At 35.9% G+C, this 17,590-nt stretch carries 20 protein-coding genes and 2 pseudogenes; 15 read left to right on the forward strand and 7 right to left on the reverse strand.

All coding sequences use genetic code 11. The features are described from left to right. The first annotated feature begins 514 nt into the window (after positions 1-514). Both FTT98_RS14950 and FTT98_RS14955 read left to right on the forward strand, forming a co-directional pair. Positions 515-802: a BrnT family toxin gene (locus FTT98_RS14950; RefSeq protein WP_000438825.1), complete on the forward strand. Its 288-nt coding sequence runs from the start codon at positions 515-517 to the stop codon at positions 800-802. After that, positions 789-1,103, forward strand: a complete 315-nt coding sequence (locus FTT98_RS14955; protein ID WP_004728120.1) for a BrnA antitoxin family protein — start codon at positions 789-791, stop codon at positions 1,101-1,103. The genes FTT98_RS14950 and FTT98_RS14955 overlap by 14 nt, the downstream gene beginning before the upstream one ends. An 88-nt stretch (positions 1,104-1,191) precedes the next feature. On the opposite strand, the gene FTT98_RS14960 is transcribed toward FTT98_RS14955, so the two are convergent. Then, positions 1,192-1,722, reverse strand: a complete 531-nt coding sequence (locus FTT98_RS14960; RefSeq protein ID WP_000172759.1) for a hypothetical protein — start codon at positions 1,720-1,722, stop codon at positions 1,192-1,194. Positions 1,723-1,870: 148 nt separating this feature from the next. Here FTT98_RS14960 and FTT98_RS14965 point away from each other — a divergent pair, with 148 nt between their 5' ends. Next, the gene (locus FTT98_RS14965) at positions 1,871-2,173 is read left to right on the forward strand and encodes a type II toxin-antitoxin system RelE/ParE family toxin (RefSeq protein ID WP_000286964.1); all 303 of its coding nucleotides are present in this window, start codon (positions 1,871-1,873) and stop codon (positions 2,171-2,173) included. After that, complete coding sequence (locus tag FTT98_RS14970) at positions 2,174-2,455, forward strand: addiction module antidote protein (RefSeq protein WP_000985609.1); 282 nt, start codon at positions 2,174-2,176, stop codon at positions 2,453-2,455. It abuts the gene before it with no gap. Positions 2,456-2,534: 79 nt separating this feature from the next. Here the strand turns inward: FTT98_RS14970 and FTT98_RS14975 are convergent, their stop codons facing one another. After that, the gene (locus FTT98_RS14975; RefSeq protein WP_001180106.1) at positions 2,535-2,954 is read right to left on the reverse strand and encodes an SMI1/KNR4 family protein; all 420 of its coding nucleotides are present in this window, start codon (positions 2,952-2,954) and stop codon (positions 2,535-2,537) included. Positions 2,955-3,093: 139 nt separating this feature from the next. On the opposite strand from FTT98_RS14975, the gene FTT98_RS14980 reads away from it, so the two are divergent. From FTT98_RS14980 to FTT98_RS14995, 4 genes are all read left to right on the forward strand, one after another. Next, complete coding sequence (locus FTT98_RS14980) at positions 3,094-3,414, forward strand: type II toxin-antitoxin system RelE/ParE family toxin (protein WP_000897307.1); 321 nt, start codon at positions 3,094-3,096, stop codon at positions 3,412-3,414. Beyond that, a complete protein-coding gene (nadS, locus tag FTT98_RS14985; RefSeq protein ID WP_000369781.1) occupies positions 3,407-3,679 on the forward strand; it encodes a NadS family protein in 273 nt (90 codons plus the stop codon). Before FTT98_RS14980 ends, nadS begins: the two co-directional genes overlap by 8 nt. A 492-nt stretch (positions 3,680-4,171) precedes the next feature. After that, entirely contained in the window at positions 4,172-5,647 is a 1,476-nt protein-coding gene (gene msr(E) / locus FTT98_RS14990; protein ID WP_000052512.1) for an ABC-F type ribosomal protection protein Msr(E), read from the forward strand. 55 nt (positions 5,648-5,702) lie between these two features. Beyond that, entirely contained in the window at positions 5,703-6,587 is an 885-nt protein-coding gene (locus FTT98_RS14995) for an Mph(E) family macrolide 2'-phosphotransferase (RefSeq protein ID WP_180177510.1), read from the forward strand. Positions 6,588-6,776: 189 nt separating this feature from the next. Here the strand turns inward: FTT98_RS14995 and FTT98_RS15000 are convergent, their stop codons facing one another. Both FTT98_RS15000 and FTT98_RS15005 read right to left on the reverse strand, forming a co-directional pair. Next, positions 6,777-7,388: a recombinase family protein gene (locus FTT98_RS15000; protein ID WP_015060246.1), complete on the reverse strand. Its 612-nt coding sequence runs from the start codon at positions 7,386-7,388 to the stop codon at positions 6,777-6,779. Positions 7,389-7,572: 184 nt separating this feature from the next. Beyond that, a complete protein-coding gene (locus tag FTT98_RS15005; RefSeq protein ID WP_163049780.1) occupies positions 7,573-8,076 on the reverse strand; it encodes a hypothetical protein in 504 nt (167 codons plus the stop codon). A 112-nt stretch (positions 8,077-8,188) separates the two neighbouring features. Here FTT98_RS15005 and FTT98_RS15010 point away from each other — a divergent pair, with 112 nt between their 5' ends. After that, positions 8,189-8,554 carry a hypothetical protein gene (locus tag FTT98_RS15010; RefSeq protein WP_180177511.1) on the forward strand — a complete coding sequence of 122 codons (366 nt, stop codon included), beginning with the start codon at positions 8,189-8,191 and terminating at the stop codon, positions 8,552-8,554. Positions 8,555-9,087: 533 nt separating this feature from the next. On the opposite strand, the gene FTT98_RS15015 is transcribed toward FTT98_RS15010, so the two are convergent. Continuing rightward, complete coding sequence (locus tag FTT98_RS15015; RefSeq protein WP_004728467.1) at positions 9,088-9,312, reverse strand: hypothetical protein; 225 nt, start codon at positions 9,310-9,312, stop codon at positions 9,088-9,090. A gap of 151 nt (positions 9,313-9,463) precedes the next feature. Between FTT98_RS15015 and FTT98_RS15020 the strand changes: the two genes are divergently transcribed. Beyond that, entirely contained in the window at positions 9,464-9,709 is a 246-nt protein-coding gene (locus FTT98_RS15020; protein ID WP_004728465.1) for a hypothetical protein, read from the forward strand. Between the two features lie 253 nt (positions 9,710-9,962). Here FTT98_RS15020 and FTT98_RS15030 read toward each other — a convergent pair whose 3' ends face one another. After that, a complete protein-coding gene (locus tag FTT98_RS15030; protein ID WP_004884503.1) occupies positions 9,963-10,739 on the reverse strand; it encodes a hypothetical protein in 777 nt (258 codons plus the stop codon). 302 nt (positions 10,740-11,041) lie between these two features. On the opposite strand from FTT98_RS15030, the gene FTT98_RS15035 reads away from it, so the two are divergent. The 5 genes and pseudogenes from FTT98_RS15035 (at position 11,042) to FTT98_RS15055 (ending at position 17,334) form a co-directional block, all read left to right on the forward strand. Beyond that, positions 11,042-12,211 (forward strand): MobA/MobL family protein, encoded by a 1,170-nt coding sequence (locus FTT98_RS15035; RefSeq protein WP_068553182.1) that lies wholly within the window; start codon positions 11,042-11,044, stop codon positions 12,209-12,211. Between the two features lie 566 nt (positions 12,212-12,777). Continuing rightward, positions 12,778-13,707 (forward strand): replication initiation protein RepM, encoded by a 930-nt coding sequence (repM, locus tag FTT98_RS15040; RefSeq protein ID WP_180177512.1) that lies wholly within the window; start codon positions 12,778-12,780, stop codon positions 13,705-13,707. A 78-nt stretch (positions 13,708-13,785) separates the two neighbouring features. Continuing rightward, positions 13,786-14,316: a plasmid replication DNA-binding protein gene (locus FTT98_RS15045; RefSeq protein ID WP_180177513.1), complete on the forward strand. Its 531-nt coding sequence runs from the start codon at positions 13,786-13,788 to the stop codon at positions 14,314-14,316. A 602-nt stretch (positions 14,317-14,918) separates the two neighbouring features. After that, positions 14,919-16,394 (forward strand): annotated as a pseudogene (gene msr(E), locus FTT98_RS15050) (ABC-F type ribosomal protection protein Msr(E)). Positions 16,395-16,449: 55 nt separating this feature from the next. Further along, positions 16,450-17,334 (forward strand): Mph(E) family macrolide 2'-phosphotransferase, encoded by an 885-nt coding sequence (locus tag FTT98_RS15055; RefSeq protein ID WP_000155092.1) that lies wholly within the window; start codon positions 16,450-16,452, stop codon positions 17,332-17,334. Between the two features lie 181 nt (positions 17,335-17,515). Here the strand turns inward: FTT98_RS15055 and FTT98_RS15060 are convergent. Beyond that, positions 17,516-17,590: pseudogene (locus FTT98_RS15060) on the reverse strand (IS6 family transposase); the annotation flags it as partial.

Consider the following 17,590-nt stretch of genomic DNA (forward strand, 5'->3'; position numbering starts at 1 on the left):
CTAGACAAAATGACACCAAATGAGTTTTACTATGATCAGCTACCCCAACAAAACAAGGTGGCTTAACTAGAGCGGAATATCACTTATAAATACGCTTTTAGTTGTTCAAACAAGTGGGACCACCTCTATTCGACTCCCTCATCCTGCTTCTCGTGTTCCAAATAAAGGAAAAATTCAACAACAAGCTTTAACTTACTTTGATATTTTTAATAATCAAGCGGAGCAAAATCCTGAAAAATTTAAAGAATTGATAAGAGATAAATTACTTAACTAAAATATATTTAACATAATGGGCGTTATACGAAATGCACAAATTGAAAAATATAAAAATCAAAAACTTATGATATAAATTATTTGCTCGATGATGTTCAAAAGCCGACTTGGAAACAAGTCGGCTTTTTTATGAGCAGTTTTGATAGTTCTTGCCAATAAATTTGACTAAAAATTACGCTTCTCAACTTGAGTTATACAATTTTGTGATACATTATTGTATATACAAATTTGAATGTTTTTTATGGAACAGTATTTTGAATGGGATGAGGCTAAGAATCGAAAGAATCAGAAAAAGCATGATATCTCTTTCGAAACTGCAAGCCTTGTTTTTGAAGATCCATTACGGATCTCAATCCAAGACAGACATACCGATGGTGAAGAACGTTGGCAAACCATTGGACGAGTTAAAGGCGTACTAATGTTATTGGTGGCTCACACCATTTTTGATGAAGATGACTGTGAAATCATACGAATCATTAGTGCAAGGCAAGTGACTAAAGCGGAGCGAAACAAATATGAGCATGGTTAGATACTCACGCAAAGAGCTGAATGAGAAATTTGGTGAGAAGCAAGATGCTGAAATTCAACGCTTGCTTGCTAAAGGCACGGTTCCTGATGATCAGCTAGATCTATCAGATATTCCTGAAATTACCGATTGGAGCAGTGCTGTACGCCAAAATCAATTTTACCGCCCAGTGAAGCAACAAACTTCAATTCGGTTAGATGCTGATGTACTTGCTTGGTTCAAAGCACAAGGCAAAGGTTATCAAACACGAATGAATGAAATTTTACGGGATGCTATGCTGAAAGAATTAAAAAATCATCAATAAAAATGGGAGCTTAAGCTCCCATTTTTGACTTCGCATAACGCCCATTATGTTAATTTTAGTTTTCCTTAATACGACAAAAATATCTACTTCATTTCACGAGAATTTCTTTTGCTAAAAGTTCTTCTTTCGTTACACCGAAATATCTTATTTCTAATTTAGGCCTGCCTAACATCTTTAAAAGATTGTTTTCATCATTTATATTTTTTATAGCTTTGCTTACACAATCAATTACGTCATTAGTTTTAGAAATAGCTTCTTTTTCAGATACTTGATCGCTTACTTTTCGAGATATTAAGTCATCAAAATATATCCTATATTCTTCACAAACTAGATAAAAATAAGGGTCTAATCTATCTAAATCATATTCAGATTCAAAGGGTTTACGATCTAATAAATCTTTTTCAGGATAAATAATCAATTGTCCTGCATCGAACCAAAACTCCACAGAAAAATTATCAAACTCAATTCCATTTAAATCATTACTAAAATTTTGAAAATACTGTAATAAAAGATTTTCTATATCCTCTAAAAACTCTTTATTCTTAATATCAAATATTAAAGATTCATTAGAAATAGCTTTGATACAATCTTCTTGAATATCTAACCCCTTTAAAGTCATTTTTACTCCATTTAAATTTTTAGGTTTTGGTGCATTAAGAATTTTGATTAACTTAACATAATGGCGGTTATACGAAATTCACCGTTTCGAGCCCCAAATATCAAGTTTATTTCTTGCATAAATGTATCCTATAGGATACATTCTACTTATGTACTCAATATATACCACTGAAGTCTTTGATGACTGGTTCACCAAGTTAAAAGACCAGCAGGCAAAAAGACGCATACAAGTCCGAATTGATCGGGTTGAAGATGGAAACTTTGGAGATACTGAGCCGGTCGGTGAAGGTGTTTCTGAATTACGTTTCTTCTTTGGGCCAGGCTATAGGATTTATTACTGCAAGCAAGGGCAAAGGGTTGTTATTCTTTTAGCAGGCGGAGATAAGTCTACGCAAAGTAAAGATATAAAACTTGCCCTGCAATTGGCACAAGATTTAGAGGAGGAGCTATAAATGGCTATTAAACTTCGCAAATGGGACAGTGCTGAGCATCTTAAAACAGAGGATGATATGCAGGCTTACTTACAAGCATGTATTGAAGAATCTAATGGCGATGCCGCATTCATTGCAAAGGCTTTAGGTAACATTGCAAAAGCTAAAGGAATGGCTCAATTATCACGAGATACAGGCTTAGGCCGAGAAAGTCTTTATAAAGCACTTTCTGGTGATGTTAACCCTAGTTTTGATACTGTGATTAAAGTTGTAAAAGCACTGAATTTACGCTTAGCAATTTAAAAAAAGTTATTAAAAAATGGAGCTTTAGGCTCCATTTTTTAATTTCGTATAAGGTGTATTATGTTAATTTTAGAAATTCTTAATTTCCATCTATCCAAACTTGCTTGATCCAATCTGCTAAATCTTCCCACTGCTCATCGCTATATCCATCTGCTGTCCAATATCTAATTTTATGATTAGGAGATAGGCAATAATAACTACCATTATCTTCACAAATAGGTAGCCAATCTTCTGGCAGACCTTGCTCCCTAGCATCATTTAATATCTGAGATAGCCCTCGATAGCATTCTTTCTCATCTGTAAGAGACGCTAATTCAATTGTTCCATAAAAGATATTGCTAATCTCTTTCAAAACTTTTTTATAATCTTTTGGAAAAATAAAACCTATTTTTCGTTCATAAGCAGATATGAAAATATCATCAGGTAGTTCTATGTTTAGACGACTATTCCCAGATAGTTCTTTTAATTCTTGAATAATGTTATCAAGCTTATTTTGCATATACATTCTGCTCTATCGCATTAAAGTTCTTACTACAATTTAACATAATGGCTGTTATGCGAAACGAGATCTACCAGCTCTCGTTTTTTGTTATGGAAACTGCTAAAATTCAAATACGCCATTGACGTATAAAGAGTCCATGTTATTTATTGAAACCAGCATCTTTACCAAGCAAATTAAAGACCTTGTATCTGATGAGGAATATCGTCAACTTCAGCAAGATCTTTTGGTACAGCCTGATAGAGGTGACCTAATCAAGAATGGCGGTGGTATTCGCAAAGTACGTTGTGCTCAAGGTAACAAAGGGAAAAGTGGTGGGATACGGGTGATTTATTATTGGGTCACCGAGGATGATCAGATCTTTTTCTTAGTGGCTTATCCAAAATCAGTAAAAGATAATTTAACAGATAAGGAAACCGCCATTCTGCACCAACTCGTGAAGGAGCAATTTCATGGATAACAACTTATTTGATGACTTGGTTGCTTCAATCAAAGAAGCTGGAGCTATCAAACGTAAAGAAGTTAAAGCAAGCCGAGTTACAGAACTCGAATTGCCTGATATTAAAGAAGTACGTGAAAAAACTGGCTTGAGCCAAAATGAATTTGCTGCACGTCTACATATTAGCCCCCGTACCCTGCAAAATTGGGAACAGGGACGACGCTATCCAACTGGACCAGCAGCTACATTGATTCGAATTTTAGATGCTCACCCAAGCCTTATTTGAAAAAATTACTTAAAAAATGGGAGCTTAAGGCTCCCATTTTTATTTCGTATAAGGTGTATTATGTTAATTTTAGAAAATCTTCACTACTATTATTTTAAAATAAGCCTTATATCCAAGCATAAAACAAGGTTGTCTAGACTTCTTTTAACAGTAAAGTTATCATAAAACTGAATTTTATTTTTTAGGTAAGTTTATGCATTCTATCCGCATTCGTTAAGACACAACTATTTGCATAGTGACACTATTTTATAATGGTGGGCTTTTGTTGTGTCTTTAAGAATATATGCGGATATATAAAGTAAAAGTATGCTTAATTTATAAGTATGCTTTTAGTGCATAGTTTCCAGTTATAACTTAATTGACTAGCTATTTGTCCACCCTGTGGATGAATAGCTTTTTTTTTGGGAGGACACTGTGATGCTAGCTTTTGTTTTCACCTAAATCCTGTTTGCTGCATAAAAAATTTCAAGAGCTAAACAGGAGTAAATAAAAATGAGTTTAATTATTAAAGCGAGAAACATACGCTTGGATTATGCTGGGCGTGATGTTTTGGATATTGATGAATTGGAAATTCACTCTTATGACCGTATTGGTCTTGTGGGTGATAACGGAGCAGGAAAGAGTAGTTTACTCAAAGTACTTAATGGCGAAATTGTTTTAGCCGAAGCGACATTACAGCGTTTTGGTGATTTTGCACATATCAGCCAACTGGGCGGAATCGAAATAGAAACGGTCGAAGACCGGGCAATGTTATCTCGCCTTGGTGTTTCCAATGTACAAAACGACACAATGAGTGGCGGAGAGGAAACTCGTGCAAAAATTGCTGCCGCATTTTCCCAACAAGTACATGGCATTCTAGCGGATGAACCAACCAGCCACCTTGATCTCAATGGAATAGATCTACTTATTGGTCAACTTAAAGCATTTGATGGAGCATTACTTGTTATCAGTCATGACCGATATTTTCTTGATATGGTTGTAGACAAGATATGGGAGTTAAAAGACGGTAAAATTACGGAATATTGGGGTGGTTACTCGGATTACTTGCGTCAAAAAGAAGAAGAGCGACAACACCAAGCCGTAGAATATGAGCTGATGATGAAGGAACGGGAGCGATTAGAATCTGCTGTGCAAGAAAAACGCCAGCAAGCTAATCGATTAGACAATAAGAAAAAAGGAGAAAAATCCAAAAACTCTACCGAAAGTGCTGGACGACTTGGGCATGCAAAAATGACTGGCACCAAGCAAAGAAAACTGTATCAGGCAGCTAAGAGTATGGAAAAGCGTTTGGCTGCATTAGAAGATATTCAAGCACCAGAGCATTTGCGTTCTATTCGTTTTCGTCAAAGTTCAGCCCTAGAACTGCACAATAAGTTCCCGATTACGGCAGATGGTCTGAGCTTAAAATTTGGTAGCCGTACTATCTTTGATGACGCTAACTTTATAATACCGCTTGGCGCTAAAGTCGCTATAACTGGATCGAATGGAACAGGGAAAACGTCCTTGTTAAAAATGATATCAGAACGTGCTGATGGATTAACCATATCTCCAAAAGCTGAAATTGGCTACTTTACACAAACAGGATATAAATTTAACACGCATAAATCTGTGCTCTCCTTTATGCAGGAAGAGTGCGAGTACACAGTTGCGGAAATTCGTGCAGTATTGGCTTCAATGGGGATCGGAGCGAATGATATTCAAAAAAACTTATCCGACTTATCGGGAGGTGAAATCATCAAACTGCTTTTATCCAAAATGCTTTTAGGAAAATATAATATTTTGCTTATGGATGAACCAGGAAACTATCTTGACCTAAAAAGTATTGCCGCATTAGAAACAATGATGAAGTCCTATGCAGGAACTATTATCTTCGTATCTCATGACAAGCAATTGGTCGATAATATTGCTGACATTATCTACGAGATCAAAGACCACAAAATCATCAAGACTTTTGAGAGAGATTGTTAATGATAGCCAATCTAATCCGAACATTAATTATTGAACTCTTTAAAGGAAATTAAAAATGACAATTCAAGATATTCAATCACTTGCTGAAGCACACGGCTTGTTGCTTACGGACAAAATGAATTTCAATGAAATGGGCATTGATTTTAAGGTCGTTTTTGCTCTTGATACAAAGGGGCAACAATGGTTGCTGCGTATTCCTCGTCGTGATGGCAGGAGGGAACAAATCAAGAAAGAAAAACGCATTTTAGAATTGGTAAAAAAACATCTTTCTGTAGAGGTTCCTGATTGGAGAATTTCATCTACAGAATTAGTGGCTTATCCCATACTTAAAGATAATCCTGTTTTAAATTTGGATGCTGAAACCTATGAAATAATTTGGAATATGGACAAAGATAGCCCGAAATACATAACATCTTTGGCAAAAACCTTATTTGAAATCCATAGTATTCCTGAAAAAGAAGTTCGGGAAAATGATTTGAAAATTATGAAACCTTCAGATTTAAGACCTGAAATAGCAAACAATTTGCAGTTAGTAAAATCTGAAATTGGTATAAGTGAGCAATTGGAAACCCGCTACAGAAAATGGTTGGATAATGATGTTCTATGGGCAGATTTCACCCAATTTATACATGGCGATTTATATGCTGGGCATGTACTAGCTTCAAAGGATGGAGCTGTTTCAGGCGTTATTGATTGGTCAACAGCCCATATAGATGACCCAGCGATTGATTTTGCTGGGCATGTAACTTTGTTTGGAGAAGAAAGCCTCAAAACTCTAATCATCGAGTATGAAAAACTAGGGGGTAAAGTTTGGAATAAACTATATGAACAGACTTTAGAAAGAGCAGCGGCCTCTCCTTTGATGTATGGTTTATTTGCCTTAGAAACTCAAAATGAAAGCCTTATCGTTGGAGCAAAAGCTCAGTTGGGAGTTATATAATTTAAAAATATGATTGCTGAGAACTGCCTTGTTTTGAAACTTGGTTGGCTTTAATTAGTTTTTAGTATTCTTTATAGAAAATGCCTCGATCAAGGGGCATTTCTAACAATCATTTAACATAAAATTTCTTATGTGAAGTAACCTGAATGCAGCGGTGCCCCATTGGGGGCGCGTTGAGATAAGCCTCTTTTAGATAACTTTAGCAACTCGATAGACAGTTGCAACTCCACAATTCACTGCTTTGGCAATTTCTTCCTTAGTCATATTGCCAACTACTAGCAATTCTTTTATTCGTTTATGTTTAGCCTCATTTGCCTTCTTGCCTGTTGGTTTGTAACCCGAACGTGCCAGGCCCTGCTTAATACGTTCTATACGTTTCTCATTGTCTAGGCGGGCCATTGTTGCCAGAAGATCAATCAACATATTGTTGATGAGTTCCAAGATTGAATGAGTAATGCTGTCACTGGTTTGAATCATTTGGTAGGTAGTAGGAAGATCTGCTACGACTAAACGAAGTCCCTTCTCCTGGATCCTGCGCTTCAGCTCTTGAAAATCTCGTTGGGTTAGGCGTGATAAGCGGTCAATACTTTCAACTAACAATGTGTCACCTTGATTTGCTTCTGACAGTAGCTTATTCAATTCAGGTCGGTCTAACTTCGTACCACTATAGTTTTCCACGTACACAATGGTTTCACCCAAATTCAAGTTTTGGTTTAGATCCTGAAGAATCTGCAAAGCCCTTTCTGCATCTTGATCTTTAGTTGAAGCTCGTAGATAAATACGTGTATTCATTTCTATCATTTAATCTTAATTCTATTAGATTAATGATAATACTATCATTTAATTATTGCATTAAGTCTAATGATAGATATTGTATGCGATTTGGCTCGCTATCATTCAGGTATAGTCTTTTGATAAAAAAAGCATGACTAAAAGCCATGCCTTGGGAATTCGTATAACGTGTATTATGTTAATTTTAGATAAATTAAATATTACTCCAAGGTATATGACTTCCTTTAGCTTCTAGGGCTATTCTATTTAATAGTTCATATCCATCCATTTCAGTGTTCAATAAGACTGCTGAAACACATTTTGAAAAAAATAAAACCATTTCTTTTTCAAAGTTACGTCTTAAATCAAAGCCTTCTAGACTTATCTTTTGCTGATTTTGTAAACCAAGAGCAGCTTTGAACGTAAGTTGAACAAAATTAGATGGATTAAACCCAGATTTATCAGTAATTGACATGAGTTTGTTATACTCTGCTAATTTTGCAGCATCTAACATAGAAAATGTCGCTTTTATTAACTCATTAGATGCATCTATTTGTTGAGAAACATTAGCCTTTGGCATGGAAGCTATCCATTCATGTGCAATATTTCTAATATCTAGATTAATTATATTTTTGCTATTTGCTAATTTTAAAACTCCTTTTAAAGCTAAAAAAAGTATAAAAATGATAAAGAGAATGATGAAAGCGATAATTTTCATAGATTTTTATAAGAAAACTTTTAGTATGTTTCATTGTATCACTTCAAATTCATGAAGAGTTAAATTTCATAACCACATGTTATATTAAGATATTTTTTATATGAGAAGATAAATGAAATATTTCATTGCTCAATTAGTATTAATTTTGATGATTTTACCTTTACAAACTTATGCGCAAAGCATGACTGAAAAAGATTTCATACAATCAATGTTTGACTATACAAATCAGCAGAATAATTTAACTAAGCAGATATCCATCCAAGCAAAAAATAAAGATTTAGCTAAAGGAGCTAAATTAACTTGTCAATTAAGAGGAATTAACTATAAAAAAGATAAAATAATTAAGTCCCATCCACAATATCATAAGTTGTTGAACCCTCAATTCTTCATCCATAATGATGGGATAATAAAGCAAACTGAAGAAACTTTATCATATACCTCTAGATTAGGTTATTCATGTTCTAAGCATCGACTTTAGAGTAAAAATTAATTTATGCAAATTTAATTAAAAAATGTTTTAAATATAAAAGGTTAAATGTAAATGATTAGTGCAATTCTTAATATAGCCTGTAAAATTTTAATCATAATTTTATGGATTTGGGGTATTGTCGTGGCGAAAGGCTTCTGGTGGACTTTACTAGCAATCGTATTTGCTCCATATGCACTATATCTTGCAATAGTTGACATTTTTTAATGTGAGTCATGGATTAGTTTTGCCATGTTATAGATGAGTGAAATAGAAATTTTTACTATCTATTTAACATAAAATCTCTTATGCGCAGTTCGAGTGTAAGCCCCAAGTAGAAATGTCCGGTTTAACGATTGCCCGTCCTAAGATCTCAGAACGTAAGGTACTTTGATGAACATCCTGGTTCTCAAAACTCGAAACTTTATTGAAAAGTTCTATTGAGGTTTATAAGTACCTCAAAATAAAAAAATGCCTGAAGTTCAGGCATTTTTTACGTCATCAATCTCTACTAAAAAGCTTACAGCTATCAAAAAATGAGAGTTTTACTCTTTTGAATACGACTTAATTTTTTCAAAAATTGGATAGAAATCTAATCCCTCATCTTTCATCGTAGAAATCAACGCAACGATTACAGCGATATGTGTAGGAACCACACCTTGTTTACTGTAATTCGTAATCGAATTGGGTTTCATATCCAATAAGGCAGCAAATTCCTTAATTGAAAGCCCTGCTTTACCGATAAGACGTTGAAATTCAGTATATGGCATTTGATTAAATTTATAGAAATCGTGTTTTGAGATTATAGCATAGGGTTATATTTACATAAAAACACATAAAATTATGTGGTAAACACATTATTTTATGTGTTATAAATAGTTTATCAACGAAACTATTTATCATCTCTATAGGAGACATACTATGTACTCATACCCTAATTCAAACGCTGAAAAGAAAATTGCCCTCATGATCATCAATGACTTTTTCATTCAAAAAGCACATGAACTCTGGATTTTTTTACAACTCGACCCGAGCTTTAACGACTATGAAGCAACAGTCATTTGGACTCGACGTTATCTAGAGGAACACCCAGAAGGTGAATACAGCGACATTCAAAAAGCCTTCCTTTCTTGTTTCCCAGAACACTTCTTCAACTTTGACTATTGAGTTATGAATCGTCTTTACTCTTTTGTGGCTTGAAACCCGCATAAACACTATAAAACCCTGGCAGGATACCGGGGTTTTTTATTGCAATATTCTACACACCTGGCAAATTGGCAATCATCATCATGATTATTCGGAATTTACCCTTCTTATTGTTTAAGAAAATGGATATCTAAATCCAATCAATCACTGAGAAGCCTGATATATCAGGCTTTTTATTACTAAAGATAACTTCTGTTAATCTAATTATTTTTAACTATTTTTTTCCTGCCTTACACTCTGATAAAGCTAAATAAATTTCTTTTATATACTCAGGAACGACTTCACCCTCATACTCAATCATTGCTAATTTATCAATGACCTTCAGAAATATTGGCCACCTGAAGTACAAAGTATCAAGATCCATATCAATCTGCTCAAATATTATAGATTTTTCGATCTTATTGATGATCCTCTTATTTCCTACAATGGCTTTTCTAACTTGATCTGGTGTCAAGGTATCAATATTAAGACCCAATTCTTTATAAGCAGCAATCACAGCGCCACCGAGCTGATACTTTCGATTGTTTTCAGCTTTACGCTTTTTCCCAGCATCCTTTTTCTGGATCTGACTCAAATACAGCTCTAAATCAGCATATTGCAGTTTTTGAGCTTTGAAATTCAGATATCGGGTACACATCGTCTTCAGAATATTCAGTTCAGCAATACCCAGTTGATTGTCCTGGTATGCATGAAACAACTCGATAAATTTAGCTTCATATTCGGTCCGTCTAGGATTTTTAGACAGCTCATCAAACAGCAGCTGAAGCTTCAGATGCTCTCTGTAAGGTTTTAATGTTTCTTTGACTAATATTTTCTGTGCTTCAGACAACATCTCAAAATTAAAGTCTTCAGCCTCCAATGCATCAATGACCTGATTCTGTAATTCAGTACGTCGATTGTTCTCTAATAAAAAATCCACGAAAGCATGTAACTCTGCTCTCTGAAGTAACTGAGCTGGTCGACCACGCTTTTTTGCTTTTTCCATTTCCATCATCTGTCGCCAAATTTTCAGAACTGCAACCTCTTCAAATATGGTTTTACCATATTTGAAGAGGGCAGTCTGAAAATAATTATTTAAATTAAAAATAAAATTTCTTGAAAAGAATTTTTATTTTTAATTTAAATAATTCGCACTTGACAGTTTCTCCTAATCGGAGAAACTAGTACGCAATGGGGCGCTTCCCCCTTGACCCCCTTCAACCGGATTTTTCAGCCATCCAGGCATTCCAAATCCGTGCGGTTTTCATCTCGTTTCACTCCATAAAAACCGGTCTCAAACCATCAGAGGTGAACATGGCAACCTACCATTTCAGCATCAAAAGCAAGAATAAAGGCTACGCCACCCAGCATTACCTCTATATTGCTCGGTTGATGCAGTACGAAGGCATCAGGAAAAAAAGCGAAGAAGTCCTAGAACATGTTGAACCTGGACGTTGCATGCCCGCCTTTGTCAAAGATCCGATTGAGTTTTGGCAGGCAGCCGATAGTCATGAACGAGCCAATGCCAAGGCCTACATGGAGTATGAAATTGCCCTACCAAATGAGTTCACGCCAGAACAGCGTAAAACGCTCATAGAGACGTTTTTAGACAAACATATAGTTCCACAGCAATATCCGCACTCATACGCAATACACAACGTAAAATCACGCATCAGTGGCGAAGATCAGCCTCATTGTCACCTGATGTTCTCGCTAAAAGCGGATGACGGCATTGAACGCAGCGCAGAACAGTACTTCAAACGCTATAACCCTCAAGATCCAGCCAAAGGCGGTGCCAAAAAAATCCAACTGCAAGATGGCTATGAAAACTATTCCACTTTTTTAATTTATATCCGAAAACAATGGGAAAACCATCTGAATGATGCCCTTGCACAGCACTGTCCAACCGTCACCTACACACTGGATGGCCAAGACATAACCATCAAAAATCAGGTTTCAGCAGACAGCTATGAAAAATATAACGAGATCCACGGCACGCTATACCTTCCAGAGCCAAAACTAGGCGTTGGCCAACAAAATGCGACAGCGGAATATCTCGCCCAAATCCAAAAAATCAGAGAACACAACCAGCAAGAACGAAAACTCGAAGAACGCCAAAAGCAATTAGATCAACAACATGAATATTTTTATAGTGCTGAAAACCATCCATTTTCATCATTGGAAGTGATGTATTACCTGAATTATTTAGTGAAGAACCAGAAAAATAAGGAAAAACTGGAAAAAGATTTTAGTGAAATTATCAAAACCCAAGAGCCTATATTGCATCAAGAAGGCTGGAACCTTCAGAACATGAATCGAAAATTGAGAGATTCAGAGCATAACTCAACGCCATGCTTTGAGTTTGAAGTGCATTCCCAGCCAAAGTATCCATTACCCATGCAGAATAAGCCCCCTCAACCGGTTCAACCCGAACAGCCAAAGCCAAAATCTGATGATTATGATTACGGTGGTCCAGGTTTTTAAAATTATCTGGTTTTATTCAGGCCTTACAGAGCGAGTGTCTACGAGCGAACAGACACAATTAAAATTTTCGCCATGTTTTTTCCCTGATTACAAACTCCCCTTTGCTGCTGAGACTGAGATACAGAGCATCCCGGAGGGTGCGAACAGATTTAATTTGCATCTAGGTCGAGCGAAGCGAGTATAAAAAACTTATGAGCGAAGCGAATTCCGAGTTGCTTTTGCTTTTTTTGAAGTTATCACGAGATTAACCCAAAAATTGCCCCTTCGAACTGAGCGTAAGCGAAGTTCAATAGAGTTTGAGCGTAGCGAAAACATAGGGCAATTTTTCATGACCTAGGCTTTTAATTATTTTTAATACTTTTAAATGCTTTTAGGCATACTGAAAGCCTTTATTAGCAATGCTTTTAGGAGTTATATAGCAACGTTTCCTCGGTTATATAGCAACGTTTCCTCGGTTATATAGCAACGTTTCCTCGGTTATATAGCAACGTTTCCTCGGTATTTGACAACAGGATTTTATTGTGTTGTTATAGCAACACAATAAAATAGTTGCTAAATAGAATGACATGAAAGACTTGGTTGTAAAATCAAATAAACTTGTACAAGCTTTACAGACACTTACCTTAACTGAAACTCGCCTATTACAATTAGCAATTGTGGATGCTCGTGAAACAGGACAAGGGTTATCAACTGATGAGCCATTAGAGTTAAACGCTACTCGCTATGCACAAGCCTTTAATGTTTCCCCAGATGCAGCATATTTAGCGTTAATCGAAGCAGAAGATTCTTTATTTAAAAGACAATTCACCATTACCAATGAAGATGGCACCCTAACAAAAAGTCGTTGGATCCAAGATGCTAACTATAGAAAAGGTGAAGGTAGGATATTAGTTACTTTAACTCGTGTGGTAATTGAGCATGTCACTAAAATAGATGGTTTTGAGCAATATTTTACTAGCTATCATTTGAAAAAAACTTCAGATTTCAAAAGTGTTTATGCTGTTCGTCTTTATGAGTTATTAATGCAATGGAAATCCGTAGGTAAAACACCTGTTTTTGAATTAAATAAGTTTCGCAACCAACTCGGTATAGGTGTTAATGAATATACTCGAATGGAAGCATTTAAAAGACGTGTCTTAGATATTGCTATCGACCAGATGAATGAGTTTTCCGATATCACTGTTAAATACGAACAACATAAAAAAGGCCGTTCTATTTCAGGTTTTTCATTCACATTCAAACAGAAGAAAACGAGCAATCAATCGGTAGAAAACAAGCGAGATCCAAATACGGTAGATATTTTCTCAACCATGACAGATGCTCAACGCCACTTGTTTGCCAACAAACTTTCGCAGCTTCCTGAAATGAGTAAATACTCCCAGGGCACAGAAAGCTATCAGCAGTTCGCTGTACGTATTGCTGAAATGCTCCAAACCCCAGAGAAATTCAAAGAATTATTCCCTTATCTTCAAAAAGTTGGTTTTACATTTGCATAAAATTCAAACTTGATCATTTGCCTATTAGGCAGTCTAATAGGCAGTAAATTTTTACAAGTTTAGGCATAGGCTTACAGGATGAAAACCCTTACAGTTCTTGAACTTTCCAAGCTGTACAACATCAATAGACAAACAATTTACAACAACATAAAGAAAGGAATTTTAAGTAAAAATTCTGAGAATAAGATTGATCTAGCGGAAGCAATCCGTGTTTTTGGGGAACCCGTCAAAAAACAGGATGTAAAAGAATCTGTAAAAGTAGACAGTCCAAATTCGGCAGAAGTTTTACTGCTTAGACAGCAGATAGACATGTTGAAAAATCAGCTTGATGATGCCAAAGATCGGGAATCTTTCTATCAAAACCAAATTGAAACGATGCAACGCCTATTAGAAGCCCCAAAACCTAATATGACTACGTTTACCGATCAAGAATTAGTGCAACCCAGCATAGTCAAACCAGATCCCGAACCTGACACAGCAGAAGCTAAACATGACGGATTGACTACTCCAGAGCGGAGGGAAAATAAGCGGATTCCAGTGCCGGAGCATGTTGAACAGGAACCGGAGAAAAGGGGCTTTTGGAGCCGTTTTTTTAGACCCTATGATTAACCACGATTGTTAAACTGATATGAACAAAGTCGTGAAACATTGATCAAAGAATAGGCGTGGAACGTGAAAAATCATAAAAAAAGCCCACCTTGGGGAAGATGAGCTATAAACTAGAAACTACAGCATTGATTTCTATAGATAATTATAGCGCATTTCGTATAAGGTGTATTATGTTAATTTTAGAAAATCTTCACTACTATTATTTTAAAATAAGCCTTATATCCAAGCATAAAACAAGGTTGTCTAGACTTCTTTTAACAGTAAAGTTATCATAAAACTGAATTTTATTTTTTAGGTAAGTTTATGCATTCTATCCGCATTCGTTAAGACACAACTATTTGCATAGTGACACTATTTTATAATGGTGGGCTTTTGTTGTGTCTTTAAGAATATATGCGGATATATAAAGTAAAAGTATGCTTAATTTATAAGTATGCTTTTAGTGCATAGTTTCCAGTTATAACTTAATTGACTAGCTATTTGTCCACCCTGTGGATGAATAGCTTTTTTTTTGGGAGGACACTGTGATGCTAGCTTTTGTTTTCACCTAAATCCTGTTTGCTGCATAAAAAATTTCAAGAGCTAAACAGGAGTAAATAAAAATGAGTTTAATTATTAAAGCGAGAAACATACGCTTGGATTATGCTGGGCGTGATGTTTTGGATATTGATGAATTGGAAATTCACTCTTATGACCGTATTGGTCTTGTGGGTGATAACGGAGCAGGAAAGAGTAGTTTACTCAAAGTACTTAATGGCGAAATTGTTTTAGCCGAAGCGACATTACAGCGTTTTGGTGATTTTGCACATATCAGCCAACTGGGCGGAATCGAAATAGAAACGGTCGAAGACCGGGCAATGTTATCTCGCCTTGGTGTTTCCAATGTACAAAACGACACAATGAGTGGCGGAGAGGAAACTCGTGCAAAAATTGCTGCCGCATTTTCCCAACAAGTACATGGCATTCTAGCGGATGAACCAACCAGCCACCTTGATCTCAATGGAATAGATCTACTTATTGGTCAACTTAAAGCATTTGATGGAGCATTACTTGTTATCAGTCATGACCGATATTTTCTTGATATGGTTGTAGACAAGATATGGGAGTTAAAAGACGGTAAAATTACGGAATATTGGGGTGGTTACTCGGATTACTTGCGTCAAAAAGAAGAAGAGCGACAACACCAAGCCGTAGAATATGAGCTGATGATGAAGGAACGGGAGCGATTAGAATCTGCTGTGCAAGAAAAACGCCAGCAAGCTAATCGATTAGACAATAAGAAAAAAGGAGAAAAATCCAAAAACTCTACCGAAAGTGCTGGACGACTTGGGCATGCAAAAATGACTGGCACCAAGCAAAGAAAACTGTATCAGGCAGCTAAGAGTATGGAAAAGCGTTTGGCTGCATTAGAAGATATTCAAGCACCAGAGCATTTGCGTTCTATTCGTTTTCGTCAAAGTTCAGCCCTAGAACTGCACAATAAGTTCCCGATTACGGCAGATGGTCTGAGCTTAAAATTTGGTAGCCGTACTATCTTTGATGACGCTAACTTTATAATACCGCTTGGCGCTAAAGTCGCTATAACTGTATCTAATGGAACAGGTAAATCGTCCTTGTTATAATTGATATCAGAACGTTCTGTTGGATTTTCCATATCTTCAAAAGCTGAAATTGGCTACTTTACACAAACAGGATATAAATTTAACACGCATAAATCTGTGCTCTCCTTTATGCAGGAAGAGTGCGAGTACACAGTTGCGGAAATTCGTGCAGTATTGGCTTCAATGGGGATCGGAGCGAATGATATTCAAAAAAACTTATCCGACTTATCGGGAGGTGAAATCATCAAACTGCTTTTATCCAAAATGCTTTTAGGAAAATATAATATTTTGCTTATGGATGAACCAGGAAACTATCTTGACCTAAAAAGTATTGCCGCATTAGAAACAATGATGAAGTCCTATGCAGGAACTATTATCTTCGTATCTCATGACAAGCAATTGGTCGATAATATTGCTGACATTATCTACGAGATCAAAGACCACAAAATCATCAAGACTTTTGAGAGAGATTGTTAATGATAGCCAATCTAATCCGAACATTAATTATTGAACTCTTTAAAGGAAATTAAAAATGACAATTCAAGATATTCAATCACTTGCTGAAGCACACGGCTTGTTGCTTACGGACAAAATGAATTTCAATGAAATGGGCATTGATTTTAAGGTCGTTTTTGCTCTTGATACAAAGGGGCAACAATGGTTGCTGCGTATTCCTCGTCGTGATGGCATGAGGGAACAAATCAAGAAAGAAAAACGCATTTTAGAATTGGTAAAAAAACATCTTTCTGTAGAGGTTCCTGATTGGAGAATTTCATCTACAGAATTAGTGGCTTATCCCATACTTAAAGATAATCCTGTTTTAAATTTGGATGCTGAAACCTATGAAATAATTTGGAATATGGACAAAGATAGCCCGAAATACATAACATCTTTGGCAAAAACCTTATTTGAAATCCATAGTATTCCTGAAAAAGAAGTTCGGGAAAATGATTTGAAAATTATGAAACCTTCAGATTTAAGACCTGAAATAGCAAACAATTTGCAGTTAGTAAAATCTGAAATTGGTATAAGTGAGCAATTGGAAACCCGCTACAGAAAATGGTTGGATAATGATGTTCTATGGGCAGATTTCACCCAATTTATACATGGCGATTTATATGCTGGGCATGTACTAGCTTCAAAGGATGGAGCTGTTTCAGGCGTTATTGATTGGTCAACAGCCCATATAGATGACCCAGCGATTGATTTTGCTGGGCATGTAACTTTGTTTGGAGAAGAAAGCCTCAAAACTCTAATCATCGAGTATGAAAAACTAGGGGGTAAAGTTTGGAATAAACTATATGAACAGACTTTAGAAAGAGCAGCGGCCTCTCCTTTGATGTATGGTTTATTTGCCTTAGAAACTCAAAATGAAAGCCTTATCGTTGGAGCAAAAGCTCAGTTGGGAGTTATATAATTTAAAAATATGATTGCTGAGAACTGCCTTGTTTTGAAACTTGGTTGGCTTTAATTAGTTTTTAGTATTCTTTATAGAAAATGCCTCGATCAAGGGGCATTTCTAACAATCATTTAACATAAAATTTCTGGCACTGTTGCAAATAGAGATTTGAGTCGATGATGTTCCCTTTAAAAAGTACTTAGAGACCGAAAACCCTGTTGATTAGACACACTTCACCCTGAGGCTGACCATAATAAAATGACGATGCTTGTCC

It is taken from the genome of Acinetobacter sp. YH12039 (genome assembly GCF_013420015.1).
GTDB lineage: Bacteria > Pseudomonadota > Gammaproteobacteria > Pseudomonadales > Moraxellaceae > Acinetobacter > Acinetobacter amyesii.

Excerpts from the sequence above, each read along its gene's own strand:
- FTT98_RS14950 (WP_000438825.1), top strand. The coding sequence starts at position 515 with ATGGAACAGTATTTTGAATGGGATGAGGCTAAGAATCGAAAGAATCAG.
- FTT98_RS14955 (WP_004728120.1), top strand. The coding sequence starts at position 789 with ATGAGCATGGTTAGATACTCACGCAAAGAGCTGAATGAGAAATTTGGT.
- FTT98_RS14960 (WP_000172759.1), bottom strand. The coding sequence starts at position 1,722 with ATGACTTTAAAGGGGTTAGATATTCAAGAAGATTGTATCAAAGCTATT.
- FTT98_RS14965 (WP_000286964.1), top strand. The coding sequence starts at position 1,871 with ATGTACTCAATATATACCACTGAAGTCTTTGATGACTGGTTCACCAAG.
- FTT98_RS14970 (WP_000985609.1), top strand. The coding sequence starts at position 2,174 with ATGGCTATTAAACTTCGCAAATGGGACAGTGCTGAGCATCTTAAAACA.
- FTT98_RS14975 (WP_001180106.1), bottom strand. The coding sequence starts at position 2,954 with ATGCAAAATAAGCTTGATAACATTATTCAAGAATTAAAAGAACTATCT.
- FTT98_RS14980 (WP_000897307.1), top strand. The coding sequence starts at position 3,094 with ATGTTATTTATTGAAACCAGCATCTTTACCAAGCAAATTAAAGACCTT.
- nadS (WP_000369781.1), top strand. The coding sequence starts at position 3,407 with ATGGATAACAACTTATTTGATGACTTGGTTGCTTCAATCAAAGAAGCT.
- FTT98_RS14995 (WP_180177510.1), top strand. The coding sequence starts at position 5,703 with ATGACAATTCAAGATATTCAATCACTTGCTGAAGCACACGGCTTGTTG.
- FTT98_RS15000 (WP_015060246.1), bottom strand. The coding sequence starts at position 7,388 with ATGATAGAAATGAATACACGTATTTATCTACGAGCTTCAACTAAAGAT.
- FTT98_RS15005 (WP_163049780.1), bottom strand. The coding sequence starts at position 8,076 with ATGAAAATTATCGCTTTCATCATTCTCTTTATCATTTTTATACTTTTT.
- FTT98_RS15010 (WP_180177511.1), top strand. The coding sequence starts at position 8,189 with ATGAAATATTTCATTGCTCAATTAGTATTAATTTTGATGATTTTACCT.
- FTT98_RS15015 (WP_004728467.1), bottom strand. The coding sequence starts at position 9,312 with ATGCCATATACTGAATTTCAACGTCTTATCGGTAAAGCAGGGCTTTCA.
- FTT98_RS15020 (WP_004728465.1), top strand. The coding sequence starts at position 9,464 with ATGTACTCATACCCTAATTCAAACGCTGAAAAGAAAATTGCCCTCATG.
- FTT98_RS15030 (WP_004884503.1), bottom strand. The coding sequence starts at position 10,739 with ATGGAAATGGAAAAAGCAAAAAAGCGTGGTCGACCAGCTCAGTTACTT.
- FTT98_RS15035 (WP_068553182.1), top strand. The coding sequence starts at position 11,042 with ATGGCAACCTACCATTTCAGCATCAAAAGCAAGAATAAAGGCTACGCC.
- repM (WP_180177512.1), top strand. The coding sequence starts at position 12,778 with ATGAAAGACTTGGTTGTAAAATCAAATAAACTTGTACAAGCTTTACAG.
- FTT98_RS15045 (WP_180177513.1), top strand. The coding sequence starts at position 13,786 with ATGAAAACCCTTACAGTTCTTGAACTTTCCAAGCTGTACAACATCAAT.
- FTT98_RS15055 (WP_000155092.1), top strand. The coding sequence starts at position 16,450 with ATGACAATTCAAGATATTCAATCACTTGCTGAAGCACACGGCTTGTTG.